Source organism: Serratia sp. HRI, from assembly GCF_010119335.3.
GTDB lineage: Bacteria > Pseudomonadota > Gammaproteobacteria > Enterobacterales > Enterobacteriaceae > Serratia > Serratia nevei.
Genome location: NZ_CP083690.1, coordinates 3759809 through 3779855, shown reverse-complemented (window position 1 = coordinate 3779855; position 20047 = coordinate 3759809). Strand labels below are relative to the sequence as shown.

At 58.7% G+C, this 20047-nt stretch carries 18 protein-coding genes; 3 read left to right on the top strand and 15 right to left on the bottom strand.

Annotated features, from left to right (window positions below; translation table 11 throughout):
* Positions 1–47: 47 nt before the first annotated feature.
* The 15 genes from rnhB to rpsB form a co-directional block, all read right to left on the bottom strand.
* On the bottom strand, positions 48–641 hold the full coding sequence (gene rnhB, locus GF111_RS18045; protein WP_047729990.1) for a ribonuclease HII: 594 nt from the start codon (positions 639–641) through the stop codon (positions 48–50).
* Positions 638–1786: a lipid-A-disaccharide synthase gene (gene lpxB / locus GF111_RS18040; RefSeq protein WP_047729989.1), complete on the bottom strand. Its 1149-nt coding sequence runs from the start codon at positions 1784–1786 to the stop codon at positions 638–640. Before lpxB ends, rnhB begins: the two co-directional genes overlap by 4 nt.
* 3 nt (positions 1787–1789) lie before the next feature.
* Positions 1790–2578, bottom strand: a complete 789-nt coding sequence (lpxA, locus tag GF111_RS18035) for an acyl-ACP--UDP-N-acetylglucosamine O-acyltransferase (RefSeq protein ID WP_047729988.1) — start codon at positions 2576–2578, stop codon at positions 1790–1792.
* Positions 2579–2581: 3 nt separating this feature from the next.
* The gene (gene fabZ / locus GF111_RS18030; RefSeq protein ID WP_004931962.1) at positions 2582–3037 is read right to left on the bottom strand and encodes a 3-hydroxyacyl-ACP dehydratase FabZ; all 456 of its coding nucleotides are present in this window, start codon (positions 3035–3037) and stop codon (positions 2582–2584) included.
* Positions 3038–3197: 160 nt separating this feature from the next.
* Positions 3198–4220 carry a UDP-3-O-(3-hydroxymyristoyl)glucosamine N-acyltransferase gene (gene lpxD, locus GF111_RS18025; protein WP_048234602.1) on the bottom strand — a complete coding sequence of 341 codons (1023 nt, stop codon included), beginning with the start codon at positions 4218–4220 and terminating at the stop codon, positions 3198–3200.
* A 3-nt stretch (positions 4221–4223) separates the two neighbouring features.
* Positions 4224–4721, bottom strand: a complete 498-nt coding sequence (gene skp / locus GF111_RS18020) for a molecular chaperone Skp (RefSeq protein WP_060434176.1) — start codon at positions 4719–4721, stop codon at positions 4224–4226.
* Between the two features lie 156 nt (positions 4722–4877).
* Positions 4878–7304 (bottom strand): outer membrane protein assembly factor BamA, encoded by a 2427-nt coding sequence (gene bamA, locus GF111_RS18015; protein ID WP_038878782.1) that lies wholly within the window; start codon positions 7302–7304, stop codon positions 4878–4880.
* A gap of 35 nt (positions 7305–7339) precedes the next feature.
* Positions 7340–8695, bottom strand: a complete 1356-nt coding sequence (gene rseP / locus GF111_RS18010) for a sigma E protease regulator RseP (protein WP_038878816.1) — start codon at positions 8693–8695, stop codon at positions 7340–7342.
* Positions 8696–8722: 27 nt separating this feature from the next.
* Positions 8723–9565: a phosphatidate cytidylyltransferase gene (gene cdsA, locus GF111_RS18005; RefSeq protein ID WP_047729987.1), complete on the bottom strand. Its 843-nt coding sequence runs from the start codon at positions 9563–9565 to the stop codon at positions 8723–8725.
* A gap of 9 nt (positions 9566–9574) precedes the next feature.
* The gene (ispU, locus tag GF111_RS18000) at positions 9575–10333 is read right to left on the bottom strand and encodes a (2E,6E)-farnesyl-diphosphate-specific ditrans,polycis-undecaprenyl-diphosphate synthase (RefSeq protein WP_047729986.1); all 759 of its coding nucleotides are present in this window, start codon (positions 10331–10333) and stop codon (positions 9575–9577) included.
* Positions 10334–10610: 277 nt separating this feature from the next.
* Positions 10611–11807 carry a 1-deoxy-D-xylulose-5-phosphate reductoisomerase gene (ispC, locus tag GF111_RS17995; RefSeq protein WP_055312355.1) on the bottom strand — a complete coding sequence of 399 codons (1197 nt, stop codon included), beginning with the start codon at positions 11805–11807 and terminating at the stop codon, positions 10611–10613.
* A 157-nt stretch (positions 11808–11964) separates the two neighbouring features.
* Positions 11965–12522, bottom strand: coding sequence for a ribosome recycling factor (gene frr / locus GF111_RS17990; protein WP_004931943.1), 558 nt, complete (start codon positions 12520–12522; stop codon positions 11965–11967).
* Between the two features lie 119 nt (positions 12523–12641).
* On the bottom strand, positions 12642–13367 hold the full coding sequence (gene pyrH / locus GF111_RS17985; protein WP_004931940.1) for a UMP kinase: 726 nt from the start codon (positions 13365–13367) through the stop codon (positions 12642–12644).
* A gap of 148 nt (positions 13368–13515) precedes the next feature.
* A complete protein-coding gene (gene tsf, locus GF111_RS17980; protein WP_033635739.1) occupies positions 13516–14367 on the bottom strand; it encodes a translation elongation factor Ts in 852 nt (283 codons plus the stop codon).
* Positions 14368–14496: 129 nt separating this feature from the next.
* Complete coding sequence (gene rpsB / locus GF111_RS17975; protein WP_016929891.1) at positions 14497–15222, bottom strand: 30S ribosomal protein S2; 726 nt, start codon at positions 15220–15222, stop codon at positions 14497–14499.
* A 345-nt stretch (positions 15223–15567) separates the two neighbouring features.
* Here rpsB and map point away from each other — a divergent pair, with 345 nt between their 5' ends.
* The 3 genes from map to dapD all read left to right on the top strand — a co-directional run bounded on the left by map (position 15568) and on the right by dapD (position 19966).
* Complete coding sequence (gene map / locus GF111_RS17970; protein WP_004931936.1) at positions 15568–16362, top strand: type I methionyl aminopeptidase; 795 nt, start codon at positions 15568–15570, stop codon at positions 16360–16362.
* A 73-nt stretch (positions 16363–16435) separates the two neighbouring features.
* Complete coding sequence (gene glnD, locus GF111_RS17965) at positions 16436–19099, top strand: bifunctional uridylyltransferase/uridylyl-removing protein GlnD (protein WP_047730854.1); 2664 nt, start codon at positions 16436–16438, stop codon at positions 19097–19099.
* Positions 19100–19141: 42 nt separating this feature from the next.
* Positions 19142–19966 (top strand): 2,3,4,5-tetrahydropyridine-2,6-dicarboxylate N-succinyltransferase, encoded by an 825-nt coding sequence (dapD, locus tag GF111_RS17960; protein WP_047729984.1) that lies wholly within the window; start codon positions 19142–19144, stop codon positions 19964–19966.
* Positions 19967–20047: the final 81 nt, after the last annotated feature.

Here is a 20047-nt window from a genome sequence, read left to right as displayed (position 1 = left end):
AGCCCGGGTTAATGCTATCGTCGAGCCTGGTCAACCAGGCCCGCAGACTAGAGCGCCAGCGCCCTTTTCACCGGCGCGAAGCTGCGGCGGTGGTGCTCGGTGGCGCCCAGCGCGGCCAGCCGCTCCAGGTGGAGGGCGGTCGGGTAGCCTTTATGCTGCGCGAAACCGTAGTTCGGGAACTCGCTGTCCAGCTCGGCCATTTCGCGATCGCGCGTGACCTTTGCCAGAATGGACGCCGCGCTGATCTCCGCCACGCGGCTGTCGCCCTTCACCACCGCCTGCGAACGCATCGGCAAGTGCGGGCAACGGTTACCGTCGATTAAAACCATGTCCGGCGCGATATGCAACCCGGCCACCGCGCGCTGCATCGCCAGCATGGTGGCGTGCAAAATGTTCAGCTGGTCGATTTCCGCCGGCTCGGCGCGCCCCAGGCTCCAGGAGAGCGCCTTGGCGACGATTTCGTCATACAGCGCCAGGCGGCGTTTTTCACTGAGTTTCTTGGAGTCCGCCAGCCCGACGATCGGCTGCGCCGGATCGAGGATCACGGCGGCGGTGACCACCGCGCCAACCAACGGGCCGCGGCCCACTTCGTCCACACCGGCAATCAGCGTGGCAGCGGGATAGATAAAGGGTTCAATCATGCTTTCGCCAGCTCCAACACAGCCTGAGCGGCCTGTTCGTCCGCACCGCAACGGATGCTTTGGTGCAAGGTAAGGAAAGTCTGTTTCAGCGCTTCGGTTTGCGGGCTCTCTTCCAGCAGCGGCATCACGGCGGCGGCCAGTTTGTCCGGCACGCAGTCATGCTGCAGCAGCTCGGTGACGATCTCGCGCCCCGCCAGCAGGTTCGGCAGCGAAACGTAAGGCGTTTTCACCAGCTTCTGCGCCAGCCAGAAAGTGAACGGCTTCATGCGATAGCCCACCACCATCGGGCACTTGGCCAGCATGCACTCCAGCGCCGCCGTGCCGGACGCCAGCAGCGCCGCGTCGCTGGCGATCATCGCCTCGCGCCCCTGGCCGTTCAGCAGGTGTACGGTCAGATCCGGCGCCACTTCCGCCTTGATGCGCTCAAACTGCTCGCGCCGTTTGGCGTTAACCAGCGGCACCACCACTTCAAGCTCGGGATAACGCATGCGCAGCAGCTGCGCTGTTTTGAGGAAGTCGGCGCTCAGCATCTCAACTTCGGCGCCGCGGCTGCCCGGCAGCAAGGCCAGACAGCGCGCCTGCGGATCGATGCCAAGCTGAGCGCGCGCCGCCAGCCGATCGGGCTGTAACGGCATGGCATCTGCCATGGTATGGCCGATAAACCGGCAAGGCACGTTGAAACGATCGTAAAACGCTTTTTCGAAAGGGAGAAAGGCCAGCACCAGATCGGTGGCTTTGCCAATTTTGAAAACGCGCTTTTGCCGCCAGGCCCACACGGAAGGGCTGACGTAGTGAATGGTGCGGATGCCGCGCTGCTTGAGGCGGCCTTCCAGCGTGATGTTGAAGTCCGGCGCGTCGATGCCGACAAACACGTCCGGCCGCAGCTCGCCGAAGCGGCGGGTGAGATCCTTGCGGATCTTCAACAGGCGTGGCAAGCGCTCAAGCACTTCCACCACGCCCATGACCGCCAGCTCTTCCATTTCGTACCAGGCTTCGCACCCTTCGGCCTGCATCAGCGGGCCGGCGACGCCAACGAAACGCGCGTCGGGGATCTGCGCCTTGAGCGCGCGGATCAAACCGGCGCCGAGAATGTCACCGGAGGTTTCTCCGGCGACCAATCCGATAGTCAATGGACGATTCGACATAACTCAGCGAATGATGCCACGGGTGGAACGGGTGAAGAAATCGAGGTACAGCTGCACCACCGGTTGCTCTTTGGCCAGGGCTTCGATTTCCGCTTTCGCTTCATCCAGCGTTTTCTCGCTGCGATACAGGATCTTGTAGGCATTGCGAATCGCCTGCATTTCATCCTTGTCAAAACCGCGACGCTTCAGGCCAATCGCATTGACGCCGAACGGCGTCGCGTGGTTGCCCTGAGCGATGACGAAAGGAGGCACGTCCTGAGCGACGCCGGAACAACCGCCTACCATCACATGCGCACCGATAACGCAGAATTGGTGGATCGCCGTCATGCCGCCGATGATGGCGTGATCGTCGATTTCCACGTGTCCGCCGAGCGTAGCGTTGTTGGCCAGCACACAGAAATTGCCGACCACGCAGTCATGCCCGATATGCGTATTGACCATCAGCAGGTTATCGTTGCCCACTTTGGTCAGGCCGGTGCCCTGCGCGGTGCCGCGATGAATGGTGACGCTTTCGCGGATGCGGTTGCGATCGCCCACTTCAACGCGCGTCGGTTCGCCCGCGTATTTTAGATCCTGGTTCACTTCACCGATGGAGGCGAACTGATAAATCTGGTTATCGCAGCCGATCTTGGTAATGCCGTTCACCACCACGTGGGATTTCAGCACCGTGCCCGCGCCGATTTCCACCTGGGAGCCGACGTAGCAGAAAGGGCCGATATGCACGTTGGCGCCGATCACGGCGCCTTCTTCGACTATCGCGCTAGGATGGATAAAGGCGGTTTGGTCAATCACGGATTAAGCCTCCCGGCTGCGGGCACACATCATGGTTGCTTCGCAGACAATCTTACCGTCAACGGTCGCCACGCCTTTGAAGCGAGTCAGGCCGCGGCGAGTTTTCTCGAAGGTGACTTCCATGACCATCTGATCCCCTGGCACCACAGGACGCTTGAAGCGTGCTTCGTCGATACCGGCGAAGTAATACAGCTCGCCCGGCTCCAGTTTGCCGACGCTTTTAAACGCCAGGATACCGGTGGCCTGCGCCATGGCTTCCAGGATCAATACGCCTGGGAAAATCGGTTTGCCAGGGAAGTGGCCCTGGAAAAACGGTTCGTTCACCGATACGTTCTTCACCGCACGCAGATATTTGTGCTCTTCAAACTCGAGGACGCGGTCGACCAGCAAGAACGGGTAACGGTGAGGAAGCAGATCCAAAATTTCTGCAATATCCAGAGTATGAGTGTCAGTAGTCAAAATACTCTTCCTGTCTCTAAAAACTGATGGCATCAACAACACGGCCTGCGCTGACCCCAAAAGGAGATCATCATGCAGGCCGCAAATTAACATCTCTTTGCGCTTTTGGTCTCACGACCAACGCGTTTCGTTTTGTCCCCGCCAAGGCGGGCGGCAATGATTAGTCTTTTCCGACTTTACGTTCGACAGCTTTCAAGCGCTTGCTGATCTCATCGATATTCATCACCAACGCAGCGGTTTTACGCCAAACCTTGTTAGGCTGCAACGGAATGCCCGAAGAGTATACCCCAGGTTCGGTGATTGGTCGCATAACCATTCCCATTCCGGTAACAACAACCTTGTCGGCAATCTCCATGTGACCGTTGATCACGCTGGCACCGCCGATCTGGCAGTAGCGGCCGATTTTCAGGCTGCCGGCCATGATCACGCCGCCGGCGACGGCGGTATTGTCGCCAATCACGACGTTATGTGCAATCTGACATTGGTTGTCGATGATAACACCATTCCCGATTTGGGTGTTATCCAAAGCGCCGCGGTCAATGGTGGTGCAAGCGCCGATTTCGACGCGATCGCCGATAATCACCGTGCCCAACTGAGGGATTTTGATCCACTCGCCGCGCTCATTCGCATAGCCGAAACCGTCCGCGCCGATCACGGTGCCGGACTGGATCAGGCAGCGCTGGCCAATTTCAACCGCATGATAAATTGTGACGTTCGCCCACAGACGCGTTCCCGCGCCGATGCGTGCGTGTTTGCCAATGAAGCAGCCCGGGCCGATAACCACGTTATCGCCCAGCACCGCACCCGACTCGATCACCGCGTTCGCCCCAATGGCGACGTTGTGCCCCAGCTGCGCCTCAGGCGAGATCACCGCGCTTGGCGCGATATCCTGCGCCGGTGCCGGCGTGGTGTCCATCAGCTGCGCCATGCGCGCGTAGGTCAGGTAAGGGTTCTTAACCACCAGCGCCGCAGCACGGCAGTGTGGTAAATCCGCTTCGGTAAGCACCACGGCGCTTGCCTGGCAGGAAGACAGCTGCTCTTGATAGCGGCTGTTTGACAAAAACGTGATTTGGCCAGGCTGTGCCGAATGCATAGAAGCAATGCCGGTGATGACGAGATCGCCATCACCGTGCAATTGTGCATCCAACTGCTGCGCTAAATCAGCCAGTCGAATTGAAAGCATGTGTTATTTAACCTGTTTCAGCACGTCAGCAGTGATATCTTTGGAAGAGTCTGCATAGGCAACGGCGTTGGCGTCGATCACCACGTCATAACCGCCTTTGCTGGCAACAGATTTCACAGCGTCCTGGATGCGGCTCAGGATCTTGTTACGCTCTTCCATCTGGCGACGACGGTTGTCCTGCTCGAAAGCCTGCGCTTTCTGAGAGAACTGCTCGCGCTGTGCCATCACGTCTTTTTCCAACTTGCTGCGGTCACCGGCTTTCATGGTAGCGCCGTCACGCTGCAGACGTTGCATTTTGGTCTGCAGGCTACGTTCCATGTTCTGGAGTTCGCTTGCACGGCCCTTAAACTCGTTTTCCAGCTGTTTAGCGACCGCTTCGCGGGCCGGCAGCTGTTGGAAAATGCTGGAGACGTTAACGACAGCGATCTTATCTGCTGCCTGAACGCCAGCTGAAGCAGCCATTGCTAAACCGAGGCCTGCGGCACACAACCACTTTTTCACTATAAACTCCTTACCATCACCCATTTGTGTCATATGACACTGAAGTACACAATTTGCCAGACTTATCCCACCAAACAATGAGAATCATCTCCCTCTGCCGGCGGGCGCCTGGCCATTGCGATTCTTAATAACTGTTATGCCCAGAGGCGAGACCCGTTACCAGGTCTTACCGATGTTAAACTGGAACTGTTCGGACTTGTCGCCTTCGTATTTCTTAATCGGGTTGGCGTAAGAGAACACCAACGGCCCCAGCGGCGACATCCACTGCAGCGCGATACCGGCGGAGGAACGAATATTGCCCGCTTTACTGTAGTCCGGCACGCCGTACATCAGCGTCTCGTTGGTATTCTTCCACTTGGTATCCCACACGGTACCGGCATCGATGAACAGCGACGTCCGCACGGAGTTGGCGTATTTATCGCTGATGAACGGCGTCGGGGTAATCAACTCCAGGCTGGCAACCGCCATGGCGTTACCGCCCACCGCGTCATTCGAGCTGCAGATGTTCTGACGATCGGTCGTGCTGCCGGCTTTGAACTGGCACCGGTACGAGTTGGAGTTGTAGTACACCGCCTTCGGACCGATGGTGTTGGACTGGAAGCCACGCACGGTGCTCGAACCACCGGCATAGAAGTTCTCATAGAACGGCATTTCCTTGCCGCCCAGCCCATCCGCGTAACCCAGACGGCCACGGCCCAACAGCACCCAGGTGCGATCGTCGTTGATCGGCACGTACTGAACGCTGTCCAGCGTCACCTTATAGTATTCGTTGTCCGAGCCCGGAATGGTGACCTTACCGTTCAACGTGGTGCGGTTACCCGACGTCGGGAAGTAGCCGCGGTCCAGGTTGTTGTAGGTCCAGCCCAGGTTCAAGGTAAAGTCGTCCGTCGAGTAGCTGGCGCGATCGGTTTTGTTCGCATTCACGCCCATCGAGTCGAGATAACGCCACATGGCGATCTGCGGCTGCATTTTCGACAGGCCGTTGTGGACGTAGCCCAGACCGGTGCGCAACGAGTTGTTTTCGTTGATCGGGAAGCCCAGCGTGCCGTCAACACCGTAACTCTTGTTGGTGTAGTCCGACAGATCCGCGTTATCCGCTTTAAAGTCGTTGTAGAACACGCGGCCGCCCAGGCTCACACCGTCAACGGTGAAGTACGGGTTGGTGACCGACAGTTCGGTATAGGTTTGGTAGTCGTTTTTGGTGCCGCTGATGCCGACCGAGTAGCCGGTACCCAACCAGTTGTCCTGCTGCACGCCGGCCTGGAAGCTGACGCCGCTCTCGGTGCCGTAACCAACGCCGAAGTTGAAGGTACCGGTGTTGCGTTCTTTCACCTTGTAGGTCACGTCGACCTGATCGGCGGTACCCGGCACGCGCTGGGTTTCCACGTCAACCGTTTCGAAGTAGCCCAGACGGTTCAAACGCTCCTTGCCCTGCTCGACCTGTTCGTTGCCGAGCCAGGCGCCTTCCATCTGGCGCATTTCGCGACGCAGTACGGAATCCTTGCTGGTGTCGTTGCCTTCGAACTTGATGCGGCGCACGTAGAAGCGGTTGCCCGCGTCGACGTTGACGTGCAGCTTGACGGTTTTATCCGCGTCGTTGATCTCCGGCTGAGTGCCGACGCGCGGGTAGGCGTAACCATAACGGCCCAACATCGTTTTGATGTTGTCTTCCATTTTGGTCACCTTGCTGCCGTTATACAGCTCGCCCGGTTCGATCTTGGTGATCTGAGCGACTTCCGCCGAGTGGCCGGCCAGGTTGCCGTTCACGACAACATCGGAAAGCTTGTACTGATCGCCTTCGGTGATGTTGATGGTGATGTAGATGCCTTTTTTATCCGGCGTCAGGCTCACCTGGGTAGAATCGATGTTGAAGCGGGCATAGCCGCGATCCAGATAGAAGCTACGCAGGGTTTCGAGATCGCCCGCCAGTTTTTGCTTCTGGTATTTGCGATCGCCGACCAGGTTCCACCACGGCACCTCGTCACGCAGCTGGAAGCGCGAGATCAGTTCGTCGTTGGTGAAGGCATGGTTGCCGACGATGTTGATTTGTTGAATCTTGGCGGAGACCCCTTCCGTGAACACCAGCTTCAGGTCGACACGGTTGCGCGGCAGCGGCGTGACCACGGCTTTCACCGAGGCGCTGTATTTACCGACGCTGTAGTAGAAGTCTTCCAGCCCTTTTTCAATGCTGGAGATCGTGGTGCGGTCGAGCGCCTCGCCCACCCGGACGCCGGAGGCTTCCAGGTTCTGCTTGAGCATGTCATCCTTCACCGACTTGTTGCCGGAGAAAGTGATGCTGGCGATGGTAGGACGTTCCTTCACCTGCACGATCAGGGTATTACCATCGCGCAGTACGCGCACGTCCTCGAAGTTGCCGGTGGCAAACAAGGCACGGATGGTATTACTGATGTCATCGTCAGTGACGGTATCGCCTACGCGAACCGGCATGTTGAGTAACGCCGCACCGACGGCGACTCGCTGCAGGCCTTCGAAATGAATGTCTTTCACTACGAACCCGTCTGCACCGTATACGGTGGCGCTGCCAAACAGCAGCGACGCTATGAGCAACTTTTTCATCGCCATCGTTGTTATGCGTTCTTCCTAACCTATCCCCGCCCCTAGAGGCGGGAAAAATCATTGAAAAGTGCAAGACCCATCAACAACACCAGCACGATCGAACCTATGCGGTAGCTGTAGTCCTGTACTCGCTCGGAAACCGGCCCACCCTTCAGCTTTTCTATCGCCAGGAAGAGGAGATGCCCACCATCTAACACCGGTAATGGGAACAGGTTGATGATCCCCAGGTTGACGCTAATCAACGCCAGGAACATCAGATAATACACGAACCCGACTCCGGCTGACGCCCCTGCTCCCTGTGCAATCGAGATCGGGCCACTCAGGTTGTTCAGCTTTACATCACCGGTTATTAATTTGCCCAGCATGTTAACCGTCAGCCGCATCAGCTGCCAGGTCTTGTCGCCGGCCTGATACAGCGCCGGGAACGGTCCATACTGGCGAATCGTCTTATACTCGTCCGGCAGCGGCAGCACCTTTGGAATGATGCCTGCAAAACCCACCGATTTGTCTTTTCCCACCGGCTTTGTATCCGGTATCAGCGTCAAAGACAAGGGGGCGCCGTTTCTTTCAATCTCCAAAGCCAGCGGTTGCCCCGGGCCATCGTGGATACGCTTCACCAGCGTCTGCCAACGACCCAACGGCTGACCATCGACTTTAACGATCCTGTCCCCCGCTTGTAAACCCGCCTTTTGCGCCGCCGAGTCAGGCTGCACTTCCGCCAACACGGATTCAATCTGCGGGCCGCGCGGCATAATGCCCAGCGCGACAACGGGATCCTGCTTGTCCGGCTCAAAGTTCCACTGGCGTAAATCCAGGGTTTTGGTCACTACCTGCGAAGAGCCGAATGGGGCAACGCCGACTTCGGTTTGCGCATCGCCAATCTTCGCCACCAGCGCCAGACGAACTGACTCCCAATCAGGCGTTTCGATGCCGTCAACCGACTTTAGTTCCATGCCAGACGAAATTTCGGCCCTGGCGGCGATGGATTGCGGCGCGATTTCGCCGATCACCGGGCGGAAACTCGGCACGCCGATGATGAACACCAGCCAGTAGGCAAGGATAGCAAACAGGAAGTTGGCGATGGGGCCGGCGCTGATGATGGCCGCGCGCTGCCAGACGGTTTTGTTGTTGAAGGCCTGATGGCGCATTTCCGGCGCCACCGACTCCACGCGCTCGTCCAGCATCTTCACGTAGCCACCGAGCGGAATCAAGGCGATGACGTACTCGGTGCCCTGGCGATCGGTGCGGCGCCACAGCGCGCGACCGAAGCCGATGGAGAAACGTTCAACGCGCACGCCGCAACGGCGGGCAACCCAAAAGTGTCCGAACTCGTGCACGGTTATCAAGATACCGAGCGCAATCAGAAACGCCACCAGGTTCCAAAGCACGCTGACCATCATCCCTCACTTTCCGTCATCGACGGATTAAAACACCAACAGCATCAGGCAGGCAAACACCGGTACCGCCGCGGTCAGGCTGTCGATACGATCCAGTATGCCACCATGACCGGGGATCAAATGACCGCTGTCCTTGATACCCGCTTCGCGTTTGAACATGCTTTCGGTCAAATCGCCCAGCACCGAAGCCAGCGCGGCGAGCACCGAACAGGCCAACAGGGTGGTCGGCACCACGTTCAGTGGCGCATAGCGGCCGAACAGCCAGGAGATTACCGCCGACGTCAACAACCCGCCGATCAGCCCTTCCCAGGTTTTGCCCGGCGAGACCTTCGGCGCCAGCTTATGCTTGCCGAACAGCTTGCCGAACATGTAGGCGCCGGAATCCGCGCCCCACACCAGCAACATCACGTACAGCAGCCACCAGGCGCCGGTAAACGGGTTTTGCTCGTAGCCGTACTGGCGCAGCGCCAGCATGCCCCAGAAGAACGGCACGATGGTCAGCAGGCCGAACAGCAGGCGCAGCGGGCGCGAGTTGCGCCAGATGGCGGCCGAGCCGGGGTAGAACAGCACCAGCAGCAGCGCCGCCAGCCACCAGACCAGCGACAGCCACAGCGAGCCGCTCACCTGCGGCACGGATTGATGGTACGCGGGAACGCTGAGCATCATCAGCGCCAGCAGAAAACCGCACAGTATCGCCAGCCAGATGCGCTGCGAACGGGAGGTAAAACCGGCCAGTTGGCCCCACTCCCAGGCTGCTAACATGCACACGACGAGCGTTACCAGAGCAAAGGCCAGCGGCGGCAACAGGAACAGCGCCGCGATAACGATCGGGATTAAAATCAGAGCAGTTATGAGGCGATACTTCAGCAAAAGTTCTCCCTAGGACGCATCGGCGCCGATAGGTGTTGTTCCCCCGAAGCGGCGCTCACGTTGTGCAAATGCATTCAGCGCACCTTCAAAGACAAGTTCATCGAAATCAGGCCAGAGCACATCCGTAAAGTAAAGTTCAGCATAGGCGATTTGCCACAGCAGGAAGTTACTGATGCGATGCTCGCCACCGGTGCGGATAACCAGATCCACCGGCGCCAGGTCGCTCATGCAAACCCGCTCACTCAATAATTCCTCGCTGATCTGATCCGGGTGCAACTCTCCCACCCGTACCCGTTCGGCCAGCTCCCTTACTCCCTGAATGATATCCCAACGGCCGCCGTAGTTGGCAGCGATATTGAGCGTCAGGCCATCGTTATTTTCCGTCAGCGCTTCAGAGCGGCGGATCCGCTCCTGCAAACGCGAGCTGAACCGGCTGATATCGCCGATCACCCGCAACCTGACGTTATGTTTATGCAGGCTTTTTACTTCACTATCCAGAGCACGGACAAAAAGCTCCATCAGGGCGGAGACTTCCTGCACCGGACGGTTCCAGTTTTCGCTGCTGAAGGCATAAAGCGTGAGCGCATCTAAATGGTGGCTGGCGGCAAAACTGACCGCGCGGCGAACCGATTTCACCCCTGCTTTATGACCGAAGACACGTAACTTGCCCTGACGTTTGGCCCAGCGTCCGTTACCGTCCATGATGATGGCAACATGGCGCGGCCCCGGGGAAGATAGATTAGCCTCTTGTTGGTTTGCGGACGACATAACTCGTACTTATTTCCTCAATAGAAATATAACTGCCTTTCCGGAACATCAGGCCCTTACGCGCAAAAAAAGCCGTGTGCCCGACACGGCTTTCAGCCTGCCCTCGCGATGCCCGGCGCAGCCGGGTCACCATTGACGCTCATGGCGCCAATCGGGCCATAATTCAACGGTATAACCGCTGACAGGTGGCGCAGACTATACCACCTCAGCGGAACATGAACAAACGGCCCCGCTGCGGCATACGCGAATTACGAACAAAATCGGATAATCACCGTGCTCAACCGCGCAACGCGCGAACGCGCTCCTCGGCGGCGGCGCGCGCCTGGCGGTCAATGTCTAAGACCGCTTCGATGCACGTCGGTTCCTGCAGCGCAAGGCGCTCGACGACCTGCCGGTTGACCGCGGCAATGTCGGTAAAGCGAATCTGCTGCTGCAAAAATGCCGCCACGGCGATTTCATTCGCCGCGTTCAGTGCGGTGGTCGCCGCCTGGCCGGCGTCGAACGCTTCGATTGCCAAATACAGGCAAGGATAGCGCTCGCGCTCCGGTTCGGCGAAGGTCAGCGAACCGATGCGGCAGAAGTCCAGCGCTTCCACGCCGGAGTTTACGCGCTGCGGATACGCCATCGCATGGGCGATCGGCGTGCGCATATCCGGCGTACCCAGCTGCGCCAGCACGCTGCCGTCGGCATAGCGCACCATCGAGTGAATCACCGACTGTGGGTGCAGGATCACTTCCATTTGCTCGGCCGAAGCGTTAAACAGCCAGCGTGCCTCAATATATTCCAGACCTTTGTTCATCATGGTGGCGGAGTCCACCGAGATCTTGCGGCCCATCGACCAGTTCGGGTGGGCGCAGGCTTGATCCGGCGTCATTGCGGCGAACTGCTCCAGCGGGGTGGTGCGGAACGGGCCGCCTGAGCCGGTAAGCACGATGCGCGAAACGCCATGACTTTCCAGGGAAGAGTACCCCAACTGACGCTGAATGCTCTCAGGCAAACTCTGAAAAATCGCGTTGTGCTCGCTGTCGAGCGGCAGCAGCTGCGCCTGGCTTTGCCGCACTGCGTCCATAAACAGACGGCCGCAGGTGACCAGCGACTCCTTGTTGGCCAGCAGCACCTGCTTGCCTGCGCGGATCGCCGCCAGCGTCGGCAACAGCCCTGCGGCGCCGACGATGGCCGCCGTCACTTGATCGACGTCATCCAACGCCGCCAGTTCGCAGGCCGCTTGTTCCCCGGCCAAGACCTCGGTAGCGACGCCGTTTTCCGCCAGAATGGCGCGCAGCTCGCGAGCGGCGCTTTCCTCAGCCATCGCGGCGAAGGCGGGCCGGAATTCCATGCATTGCTGCGCCATGACCGCGACGTTGAGGCCGGCCACCAGTGCTTTGATCGCAAAACGGTCGGGATTCGCCCTGACCACGGCCAGGGTGCTGGTCCCTACCGAGCCGGTCGAGCCAAGAATGGTCAGTTGCTTCATGAGTTCACTCTGAATAACTGTCTGATGAGATCGGAGGTGCTCCAGTGTGGAACCTTGGACACCGCTTGTCCATGATCTTTCAGTACGATGAAACGGGATCTGCGCCACAAAAAACAAAGCGCCGCCCAGGCGACGCTTTGTTTCTGCGCGATGCTGATTAGAAATCCATCAGCTCTTTTTCTTTCTCTGCCAGCGCGGCATCGACCAGCTTGATGTAAGCGTCGGTCATTTTCTGAATCTCGTCTTGTGAACGACGTTCTTCGTCTTCGCTGATCTCTTTGTCTTTCAGCAGCGCCTTGACCTTGTCGTTAGCGTCGCGACGCACGTTACGCACCGCTACGCGGCCCTGCTCGGCTTCGCCGCGTACGATCTTGATCAGATCCTTACGACGTTCTTCGGTCAGCGGAGGCAGCGGAACGCGAATGTCAGAGCCGGCGGAAGACGGGTTGAGGCCCAGATCGGAGCTCATGATCGCTTTCTCAACGGCCTGGCTCAGGCTGCGGTCGAACACGTTGATTTTCAGCGTGCGGGAGTCTTCCACGGTCACGTTGGCCAGCTGGCGCAGCGGCGTAGCGGCGCCGTAGTATTCCACCATGATGCCGTCCAGAATGCTTGGAGAAGCGCGGCCGGTGCGGATCTTGCTGATTTGGTTTTTGAATGCTTCTACGCTTTTTTCCATGCGTGAATCAGCATCTTTTCTGATTTCATTAGTCACGTTGCAAACCCTTGGAAGCTGGTTACTTGGCAGGCGATACTCAAGTATAGCCCGTAATCGTACTCGGAGAGCGCGCGGCGCCTGGCGTCACGCGCACCGAAAAAGGGGTGTGAACAGCCTTATTTGCTGATCAGCGTACCTTCGTTCTCACCCATCACCACGCGGCGCAGCGCGCCAGGCTTGTTCATGTTGAACACGCGGATCGGCAAGCCGTGATCGCGGGCCAGCGTAAACGCCGCCAGATCCATCACTTTCAGCTCGCGCTCCAACACGTCCTGATAGGTTAATTGTTCATACAGCGTCGCATCCGGGTTTTTCACCGGATCGGCGGAGTATACGCCATCCACTTTGGTGGCTTTCAGCACCACGTCCGCTTCGATCTCGATACCGCGCAGGCAAGCGGCGGAATCGGTGGTGAAGAACGGGTTGCCGGTACCGGCGGAGAAGATCACCACGCGGTTGTTGCGCAGCAGGCTGATAGCCTCTGCCCAGCTGTAATTGTCACATACGCCGTTCAGCGGGATCGCCGACATCAGGCGGGCGTTCACATAGGCACGGTGCAGTGCATCACGCATAGCCAGGCCGTTCATCACGGTAGCCAGCATTCCCATGTGGTCGCCCACTACGCGGTTCATGCCGGCTTGCGCCAGGCCCGCGCCGCGGAACAGGTTCCCGCCGCCAATAACTACACCGACCTGAATTCCCAGTTCGACCAGCTCTTTCACTTCCTGAGCCATGCGATCCAAAACGCTGGCGTCGATACCAAAACCTTCTGCACCTTGCAGGGCTTCGCCACTCAGTTTAAGCAGAATACGCTGATATACGGGTTTTGCATTGGTTGCCATGGTGTTCTGTCCTAAGAAGCAGTATTAGTATTGGGGATTTCAGCCGATGAAACGCGCCTGAGGTGAGAATCACGCTGCAGGGCCTGCCACCGGTGTAATTCTGGCTGGATAGTATGGAACCGCCAGACGGCGGTTCCATCGACAGTCATTAAGACTGTTTGCTCATCGCGGCAACTTCAGCAGCGAAGTCGGTTTCGACTTTCTCGATGCCTTCGCCCACTTCGAAGCGAATGAAGTTGGTCACGTCAGCGTTGTGCTCTTTCAGCACCTGAGCAACGGATTTGCTCGGATCCATAACGAAAGGCTGACCGGTCAGAGAAACTTCGCCGGTGAATTTCTTCATGCGGCCTTCAACCATTTTCTCTGCGATTTCTTTCGGCTTGCCGGACTGCATGGCGATGTCCAGCTGAACCTGGTACTCTTTTTCTACCACTTCAGCAGACACGTCTTCTGGCTTCACGAACTCTGGCTTGCTTGCCGCAATGTGCATTGCGATTTGCTTAACCAGCTCTTCGTCAGCGCCTTTAGCCGCAACCAGTACGCCGATACGCGCGCCGTGCAGGTAGCTGCCCAGCACTTCGCCTTCCAGGGAAGCAACGCGACGAATGTTGATGTTTTCGCCGATTTTTGCCACCAGCGCTACGCGCTCTTCTTCGAACTGTGCTTTCAGCACGTCAACGTCAGTGATTTTGCCGGCCATAGCGGCATCCAGCACTTTGTCGGCGAACGCCTGGAAACCGGCGTCTTTTGCTACGAAGTCAGTCTGGCAGTTAACTTCCAGAATGATGCCGTAGTTGCCTTCGATCTTGGTTTTGATCACGCCGTCAGCAGCCACATTGCCTGCTTTTTTAGCGGCTTTGATCGCACCGGACTTACGCATGTTTTCGATTGCCAGTTCGATGTCGCCGTTGGATTCAACCAGCGCCTTCTTGCAATCCATCATGCCAGCGCCGGTACGCTCGCGCAGTTCTTTTACCAGGGCAGCGGTAATATCAGCCATTTATTTTTCCTCGGTTATCTCGCGTGGAGACAGTTCTCATTCAGATAAGCAAAGGGGGCCTTTACAGGCCCCCCTAACCAACATATGTCAATACCTGGTTAATAAGGGCTCAGTGATGAGCTTGCCTTATTATTCAGCTTCTACGAAGCCTTCTTCCGCCTGAACGGCCAGATCTTGAGAACGACCTTCACGCACAGCGGCAGCAACGGCAGTCAGGTACAGGTTTACTGCACGGATTGCGTCGTCGTTACCAGGGATGATGAAGTCAACGCCGTCTGGGTTGGAGTTGGTATCAACGATAGAGAATACCGGGATACCCAGGTTGTTGGCTTCTTTGATCGCGATGTGCTCGTGATCGGCATCGATAACGAACAGTGCGTCTGGCAGACCGCCCATATCTTTGATACCGCCCAGGGAGTTTTCCAGCTTGGCCAGTTCACGAGTGCGCATCAGCGCTTCTTTCTTGGTCAGCTTGTCCAGGGTGCCGTCTTGAGACTGGATTTCCAGATCTTTCAAACGCTTGATGGACTGACGAACGGTTTTCCAGTTAGTCAGCATGCCGCCCAACCAGCGGTGGTTCACGAAGAACTGGTCACAGCTGTTAGCAGCGTCTTTTACCGCTTCGCTTGCTGCGCGCTTGGTACCAACGAACAGGATCTTGCCTTTACGGGAAGAGATCTTGCTCAGTTCAGCCAGAGCGGCGTTGAACATTGGTACGGTCTGCTCCAGGTTGATGATGTGAACCTTGTTACGAGCGCCGAAGATGAAAGGCTTCATTTTCGGGTTCCAGTAACGGGTCTGGTGACCGAAGTGAACACCAGCCTTGAGCATGTCGCGCATGGAAACAGTTGCCATGATTAAACCTCTATAGATTAATTGGGGTTATGCCTCCACGTATCCCATAACGCCGACCCTGGCGGCGACAAGTCACCTCAGGGCACCCCGGCGGATGTGCCGATACGTGTGTGTTATTTACACAAAATGAGTGCAGTTAAAGTATTTTCGGCCAATTCCTGCCAGGTCACAAGAACCAAGTCGCGGATCGCCGGCGCGCTTTATACCATAAACCCGCCGCCGACACCAACTTTTGTTGCTTTACGCCGGGCATCGGGAAATGAAATTTGGCAGCCTCCGGCCGGGCTGATACCATAAGTCACTGCTTCTTATTGTCGACGATAACGACACCTGCGGACGAATTTCATGGCAATCTCAATTAAAACACCTGATGACATCCAAAAAATGCGCGTGGCCGGCCGCCTGGCCGCCGAAGTGCTGGAAATCATCGAGCCGCACGTCAAACCTGGCGTGACCACCGGCGAACTGGACCGTATCTGTCACGAGTACATCACCAACGAGCAACAGGCCATTTCCGCCTGCCTCGGCTACCACGGCTTCCCGAAATCCGTGTGCATCTCGGTGAACGAAGTGGTGTGCCACGGCATCCCAAGCGATGACAAAACGCTGAAGGACGGCGACATCGTCAATATCGACGTGACCGTAATTAAAGACGGCTTCCACGGCGACACCTCGAAGATGTTCATCGTCGGCAAACCGACCATTCTGGGCGAGCGCCTGTGCCGCGTCACTCAGGAAAGCCTGTATCTGGCGCTGAAGATGGTCAAACCGGGTATCCGCCTGCGCACCCTGGGCAAGGCTATCCAGCAATTCGTCGAGGCCGAGAAGTTCTCTGTGGTGCGCGAGTACTGCGGCCACGGCATCGGCGAAGTGTTCCACGAAGAGCCGCAGGTGCTGCACTATGATGCCGATGACGGCGGTGTGGTACTGCAGGCGGGCATGGCCTTCACCATCGAACCGATGGTCAACGCCGGTGACTACCGCATCCGCACCATGAAAGACGGCTGGACGGTAAAAACCAAAGATCGCAGCTTGTCGGCGCAGTATGAGCATACTATTGTGGTCACTGATAACGGCTGCGAGATAATGACGTTGCGCAAGGATGACACCATCCCCAACATCATTACGCACGAGATGTAAGCACCGCGGCGAACGCCGCGTGCAGAATATCACCAGGCCGGCTTTTGCCGGCCTTTTTTATGGGCTGCGCACTATGTCTGACAATCTCCTTCAACAAGCGGCCCCGGCCGTGCCGATGCCGCCCGCCTCCCCCAGCACCTACGGCAACGACGAGCTCACCTGTCCGGTGCTGAAACAGCGGCTGGAGCAGTTCCAGCTGTGGCTGGCGGCAGCGTTCGACGCCGGCGCCAGCGCCGAAAGCCTGGTGGCGGCGCGCAGCGACTTCATCGATCGCCTGCTGCGCCGGCTGTGGACCTTCTACGGCTTCGAAGATATCCCGGAAACCGCATTGGTGGCGGTCGGCGGCTACGGCCGCGGCGAGCTGCACCCGCTGTCGGACATCGACGTGCTGGTGCTCAGCCAGCGCCGGCTGACGGAACAGCAGTCGCAGCGGGTCGGCGAATTCATCACCCTGCTGTGGGATCTCAAGCTGGAAGTGGGCCACAGCGTGCGCACCCTGGAAGAATGTCTGCTGGAGGGATTGGCGGATCTGACCGTGGCCACCAACCTGATCGAATCGCGCATGATCTGTGGCGACGTCGCGCTGTTCCTGCAGATGCAAAAACATATCTTCAGCGACGGCTTCTGGCCCTCGCCGCAGTTTTTCCACGCCAAGGTCAACGAACAGCAGGAGCGCCACCAGCGCTACCACGGCACCAGCTATAACCTGGAGCCGGATATCAAAAGCAGCCCCGGCGGCCTGCGCGACATCCACACCCTGCTGTGGGTGGCGCGGCGCCACTTCGGCGCCACCTCGCTGGACGAAATGGTCGGCTTCGGTTTCCTCACCCAGGCCGAGCGCAACGAGCTGAACGAGTGCCAGAGCTTCCTGTGGCGCATCCGTTTCGCATTGCACCTGGTGCTGCCGCGTTACGACAACCGCCTGCTGTTCGATCGCCAGCTCAGCGTGGCGCAGCTGCTGCGCTATGAAGGCGAAGGCAACGAGCCGGTCGAGCGCATGATGAAAGACTTCTACCGCATGACGCGGCGCGTCAGCGAGCTGAACCACATGCTGCTGCAGCTGTTCGACGAGGCCATCCTGGCGCTGGATGCCACCGAGAAGCCGCGCCCGCTGAACGACGATTTCCAGCTGCGCGGCGATCTGATCGATCTGCGCGACGAAACGCTGTTCATCCGCGAGCCGCAGGCCATCATGCGCATGTTCTACCTGATGGTGCGCAACCGCGAGATCAAGGGCATTTATTCCACCACCGTGCGCCAGCTGCGCCACGCCCGCCGCCATCTGAAACAGCCGCTGTGCACCATTCCGGAAGCGCGCGATCTGTTTATGGCCATTCTGCGCCACCCCGGCGCGGTCTCGCGCGCGCTGGTGCCGATGCACCGTCATAGCGTGCTGTGGGCCTATATGCCGCAGTGGGGCAAGATCGTCGGCCAGATGCAATTCGACCTGTTCCACGCTTATACCGTCGATGAACACACCATCCGCGTGCTGCAAAAGCTGGAGAGCTTCGCCGATGCGCAAACCCGGCCGCGCCATCCGCTGTGCGTGGAGCTGTACCCGCGCCTGCCGCATCCGGAACTGCTGCTGCTGGCGGCGCTGTTCCACGATATCGCCAAAGGGCGCGGCGGCGATCACTCGATCCTCGGCGCGGAAGACGTGGTGGAGTTCGCCGAACTGCACGGCCTCAACTCGCGCGAAACCCAACTGGTGGCGTGGCTGGTTCGCTGGCACCTGCTGATGTCGGTCACCGCGCAGCGCCGCGATATCCAGGATCCGACGGTGATCCAGCAGTTCAGCAGCGAAGTGCAGAGCGAAACCCGCCTGCGTTACCTGGTGTGCCTGACGGTGGCGGATATCTGCGCCACCAACGAAACCCTGTGGAACAGCTGGAAGCAGAGCCTGTTGCGCGAGCTGTACTTCGCCACCGAGAAGCAGCTGCGCCGCGGCATGCAGAACAGCCCGGATCTACGCGAACGCGTGCGCCATCACCGCCTGCAGGCGCTGGCGCTGCTGCGCATGGACAACATCGACGAAGAGGCGCTGCACCGCATCTGGAGCCGCTGCCGCGCCGACTATTTCCTGCGCCACTCGCCGAACCAGCTGGCCTGGCACGCCCGTCACCTGCTGGCCCACGACTCCACCCAGCCGCTGGTGCTGGTCAGCCGCCAGGCGACGCGCGGCGGCACCGAGATCTTTATCTGGAGCCCGGATCGCCCCTACCTGTTCGCCGCCGTCGCCGGCGAGATGGATCGCCGCAACCTGAGCGTGCACGACGCGCAGATCTTCACCAACCGCGACGGCATGGCGATGGACACCTTTATCGTGCTGGAGCCGGACGGCAGCCCGCTGGCGCAGGATCGCCACGCGGCGATCCGCCAGGCGCTGCTGCAGGCCATCACCCAGCGGGAGTACCAGCCGCCGCGCGTGCGCCGGCCTTCTTCCAAGCTGCGTCACTTCAGCGTGCCGACCGAGGTGACCTTCCTGCCGACCCACACCGATCGCCGCAGCTACCTGGAGCTGATCGCACTCGACCAGCCCGGCCTGCTGGCGCGGGTGGGCGAAGTGTTCGCCGACCTAGGGCTGTCGCTGCACGGCGCGCGCATTACCACCATCGGCGAGCGGGTCGAGGACTTGTTTATCCTGGCCGACGGCGAGCGACGCGCGCTCGATCAGGAAACGCGCAGAAAGTTGGAGCAACGGTTGACAGAGGCCCTCACCCCAAACGATAAAATGTGATACAAGTAACTTTTTACCGACAACATCAGGAAAGAGAACAGCATGCAGCAATTACAGAACGTTATTGAAAGCGCCTTCGAGCGCCGTGCGGACATCACCCCGGCGAACGTAGACACCGTAACGCGCGAAGCGGTAAACCAGGTGATCGGCCTGCTGGACAGCGGCGCCCTGCGCGTCGCCGAGAAGATCGACGGTCAATGGATCACCCATCAGTGGCTGAAGAAAGCCGTGCTGCTCTCTTTCCGCATCAACGACAACAAGGTGATGGACGGCGCGGAAACCCGCTACTACGACAAGGTGCCGATGAAGTTTGCCGACTACGACGAAGCGCGCTTCCAGAAGGAAGGCTTCCGCGTCGTGCCGCCGGCCACCGTGCGCCAGGGCGCGTTCATCGCTCGCAACACCGTGCTGATGCCGTCTTACGTTAACATCGGCGCCTACGTCGACGAAGGCACCATGGTCGACACCTGGGCCACCGTCGGTTCTTGCGCGCAGATCGGCAAAAACGTTCACCTGTCCGGCGGCGTCGGCATCGGCGGCGTGCTGGAGCCGCTGCAGGCCAACCCGACCATCATCGAAGACAACTGCTTCATCGGCGCGCGCTCCGAAGTGGTGGAAGGCGTGATCGTGGAAGAAGGCTCGGTGATTTCGATGGGCGTATACCTCGGCCAGAGCACCCGCATCTATGACCGCGAGACCGGCGAAATCCATTACGGCCGCGTGCCGGCGGGTTCGGTGGTGGTTTCCGGTAACCTGCCGTCGAAAGACGGTTCTTACAGCCTGTACTGCGCGGTGATCGTCAAGAAGGTCGACGCTAAAACGCGCGGTAAAGTCGGTATTAATGAGTTATTGCGCACTATCGACTAAATTGAAATAGCGGGTGATTCACCCGCTATTTTTTTGTCTGCGTTTCGCTGGCAGTCACAGTCGCAGATCTCGCTTTCCGCC

What these genes read in the sequence shown, in the direction of transcription:
- rseP (WP_038878816.1), bottom strand. Translation starts at nt 8,695, where the DNA reads ATGGTCAGCGTGCTTTGGAACCTGGTGGCGTTTCTGATTGCGCTCGGT.
- rnhB (WP_047729990.1), bottom strand. Translation starts at nt 641, where the DNA reads ATGATTGAACCCTTTATCTATCCCGCTGCCACGCTGATTGCCGGTGTG.
- dapD (WP_047729984.1), top strand. Translation starts at nt 19,142, where the DNA reads ATGCAGCAATTACAGAACGTTATTGAAAGCGCCTTCGAGCGCCGTGCG.
- rpsB (WP_016929891.1), bottom strand. Translation starts at nt 15,222, where the DNA reads ATGGCAACTGTTTCCATGCGCGACATGCTCAAGGCTGGTGTTCACTTC.
- glnD (WP_047730854.1), top strand. Translation starts at nt 16,436, where the DNA reads ATGTCTGACAATCTCCTTCAACAAGCGGCCCCGGCCGTGCCGATGCCG.
- lpxD (WP_048234602.1), bottom strand. Translation starts at nt 4,220, where the DNA reads ATGCTTTCAATTCGACTGGCTGATTTAGCGCAGCAGTTGGATGCACAA.
- tsf (WP_033635739.1), bottom strand. Translation starts at nt 14,367, where the DNA reads ATGGCTGATATTACCGCTGCCCTGGTAAAAGAACTGCGCGAGCGTACC.
- bamA (WP_038878782.1), bottom strand. Translation starts at nt 7,304, where the DNA reads ATGGCGATGAAAAAGTTGCTCATAGCGTCGCTGCTGTTTGGCAGCGCC.
- ispU (WP_047729986.1), bottom strand. Translation starts at nt 10,333, where the DNA reads ATGTCGTCCGCAAACCAACAAGAGGCTAATCTATCTTCCCCGGGGCCG.
- ispC (WP_055312355.1), bottom strand. Translation starts at nt 11,807, where the DNA reads ATGAAGCAACTGACCATTCTTGGCTCGACCGGCTCGGTAGGGACCAGC.
- lpxB (WP_047729989.1), bottom strand. Translation starts at nt 1,786, where the DNA reads ATGTCGAATCGTCCATTGACTATCGGATTGGTCGCCGGAGAAACCTCC.
- map (WP_004931936.1), top strand. Translation starts at nt 15,568, where the DNA reads ATGGCAATCTCAATTAAAACACCTGATGACATCCAAAAAATGCGCGTG.
- pyrH (WP_004931940.1), bottom strand. Translation starts at nt 13,367, where the DNA reads ATGGCAACCAATGCAAAACCCGTATATCAGCGTATTCTGCTTAAACTG.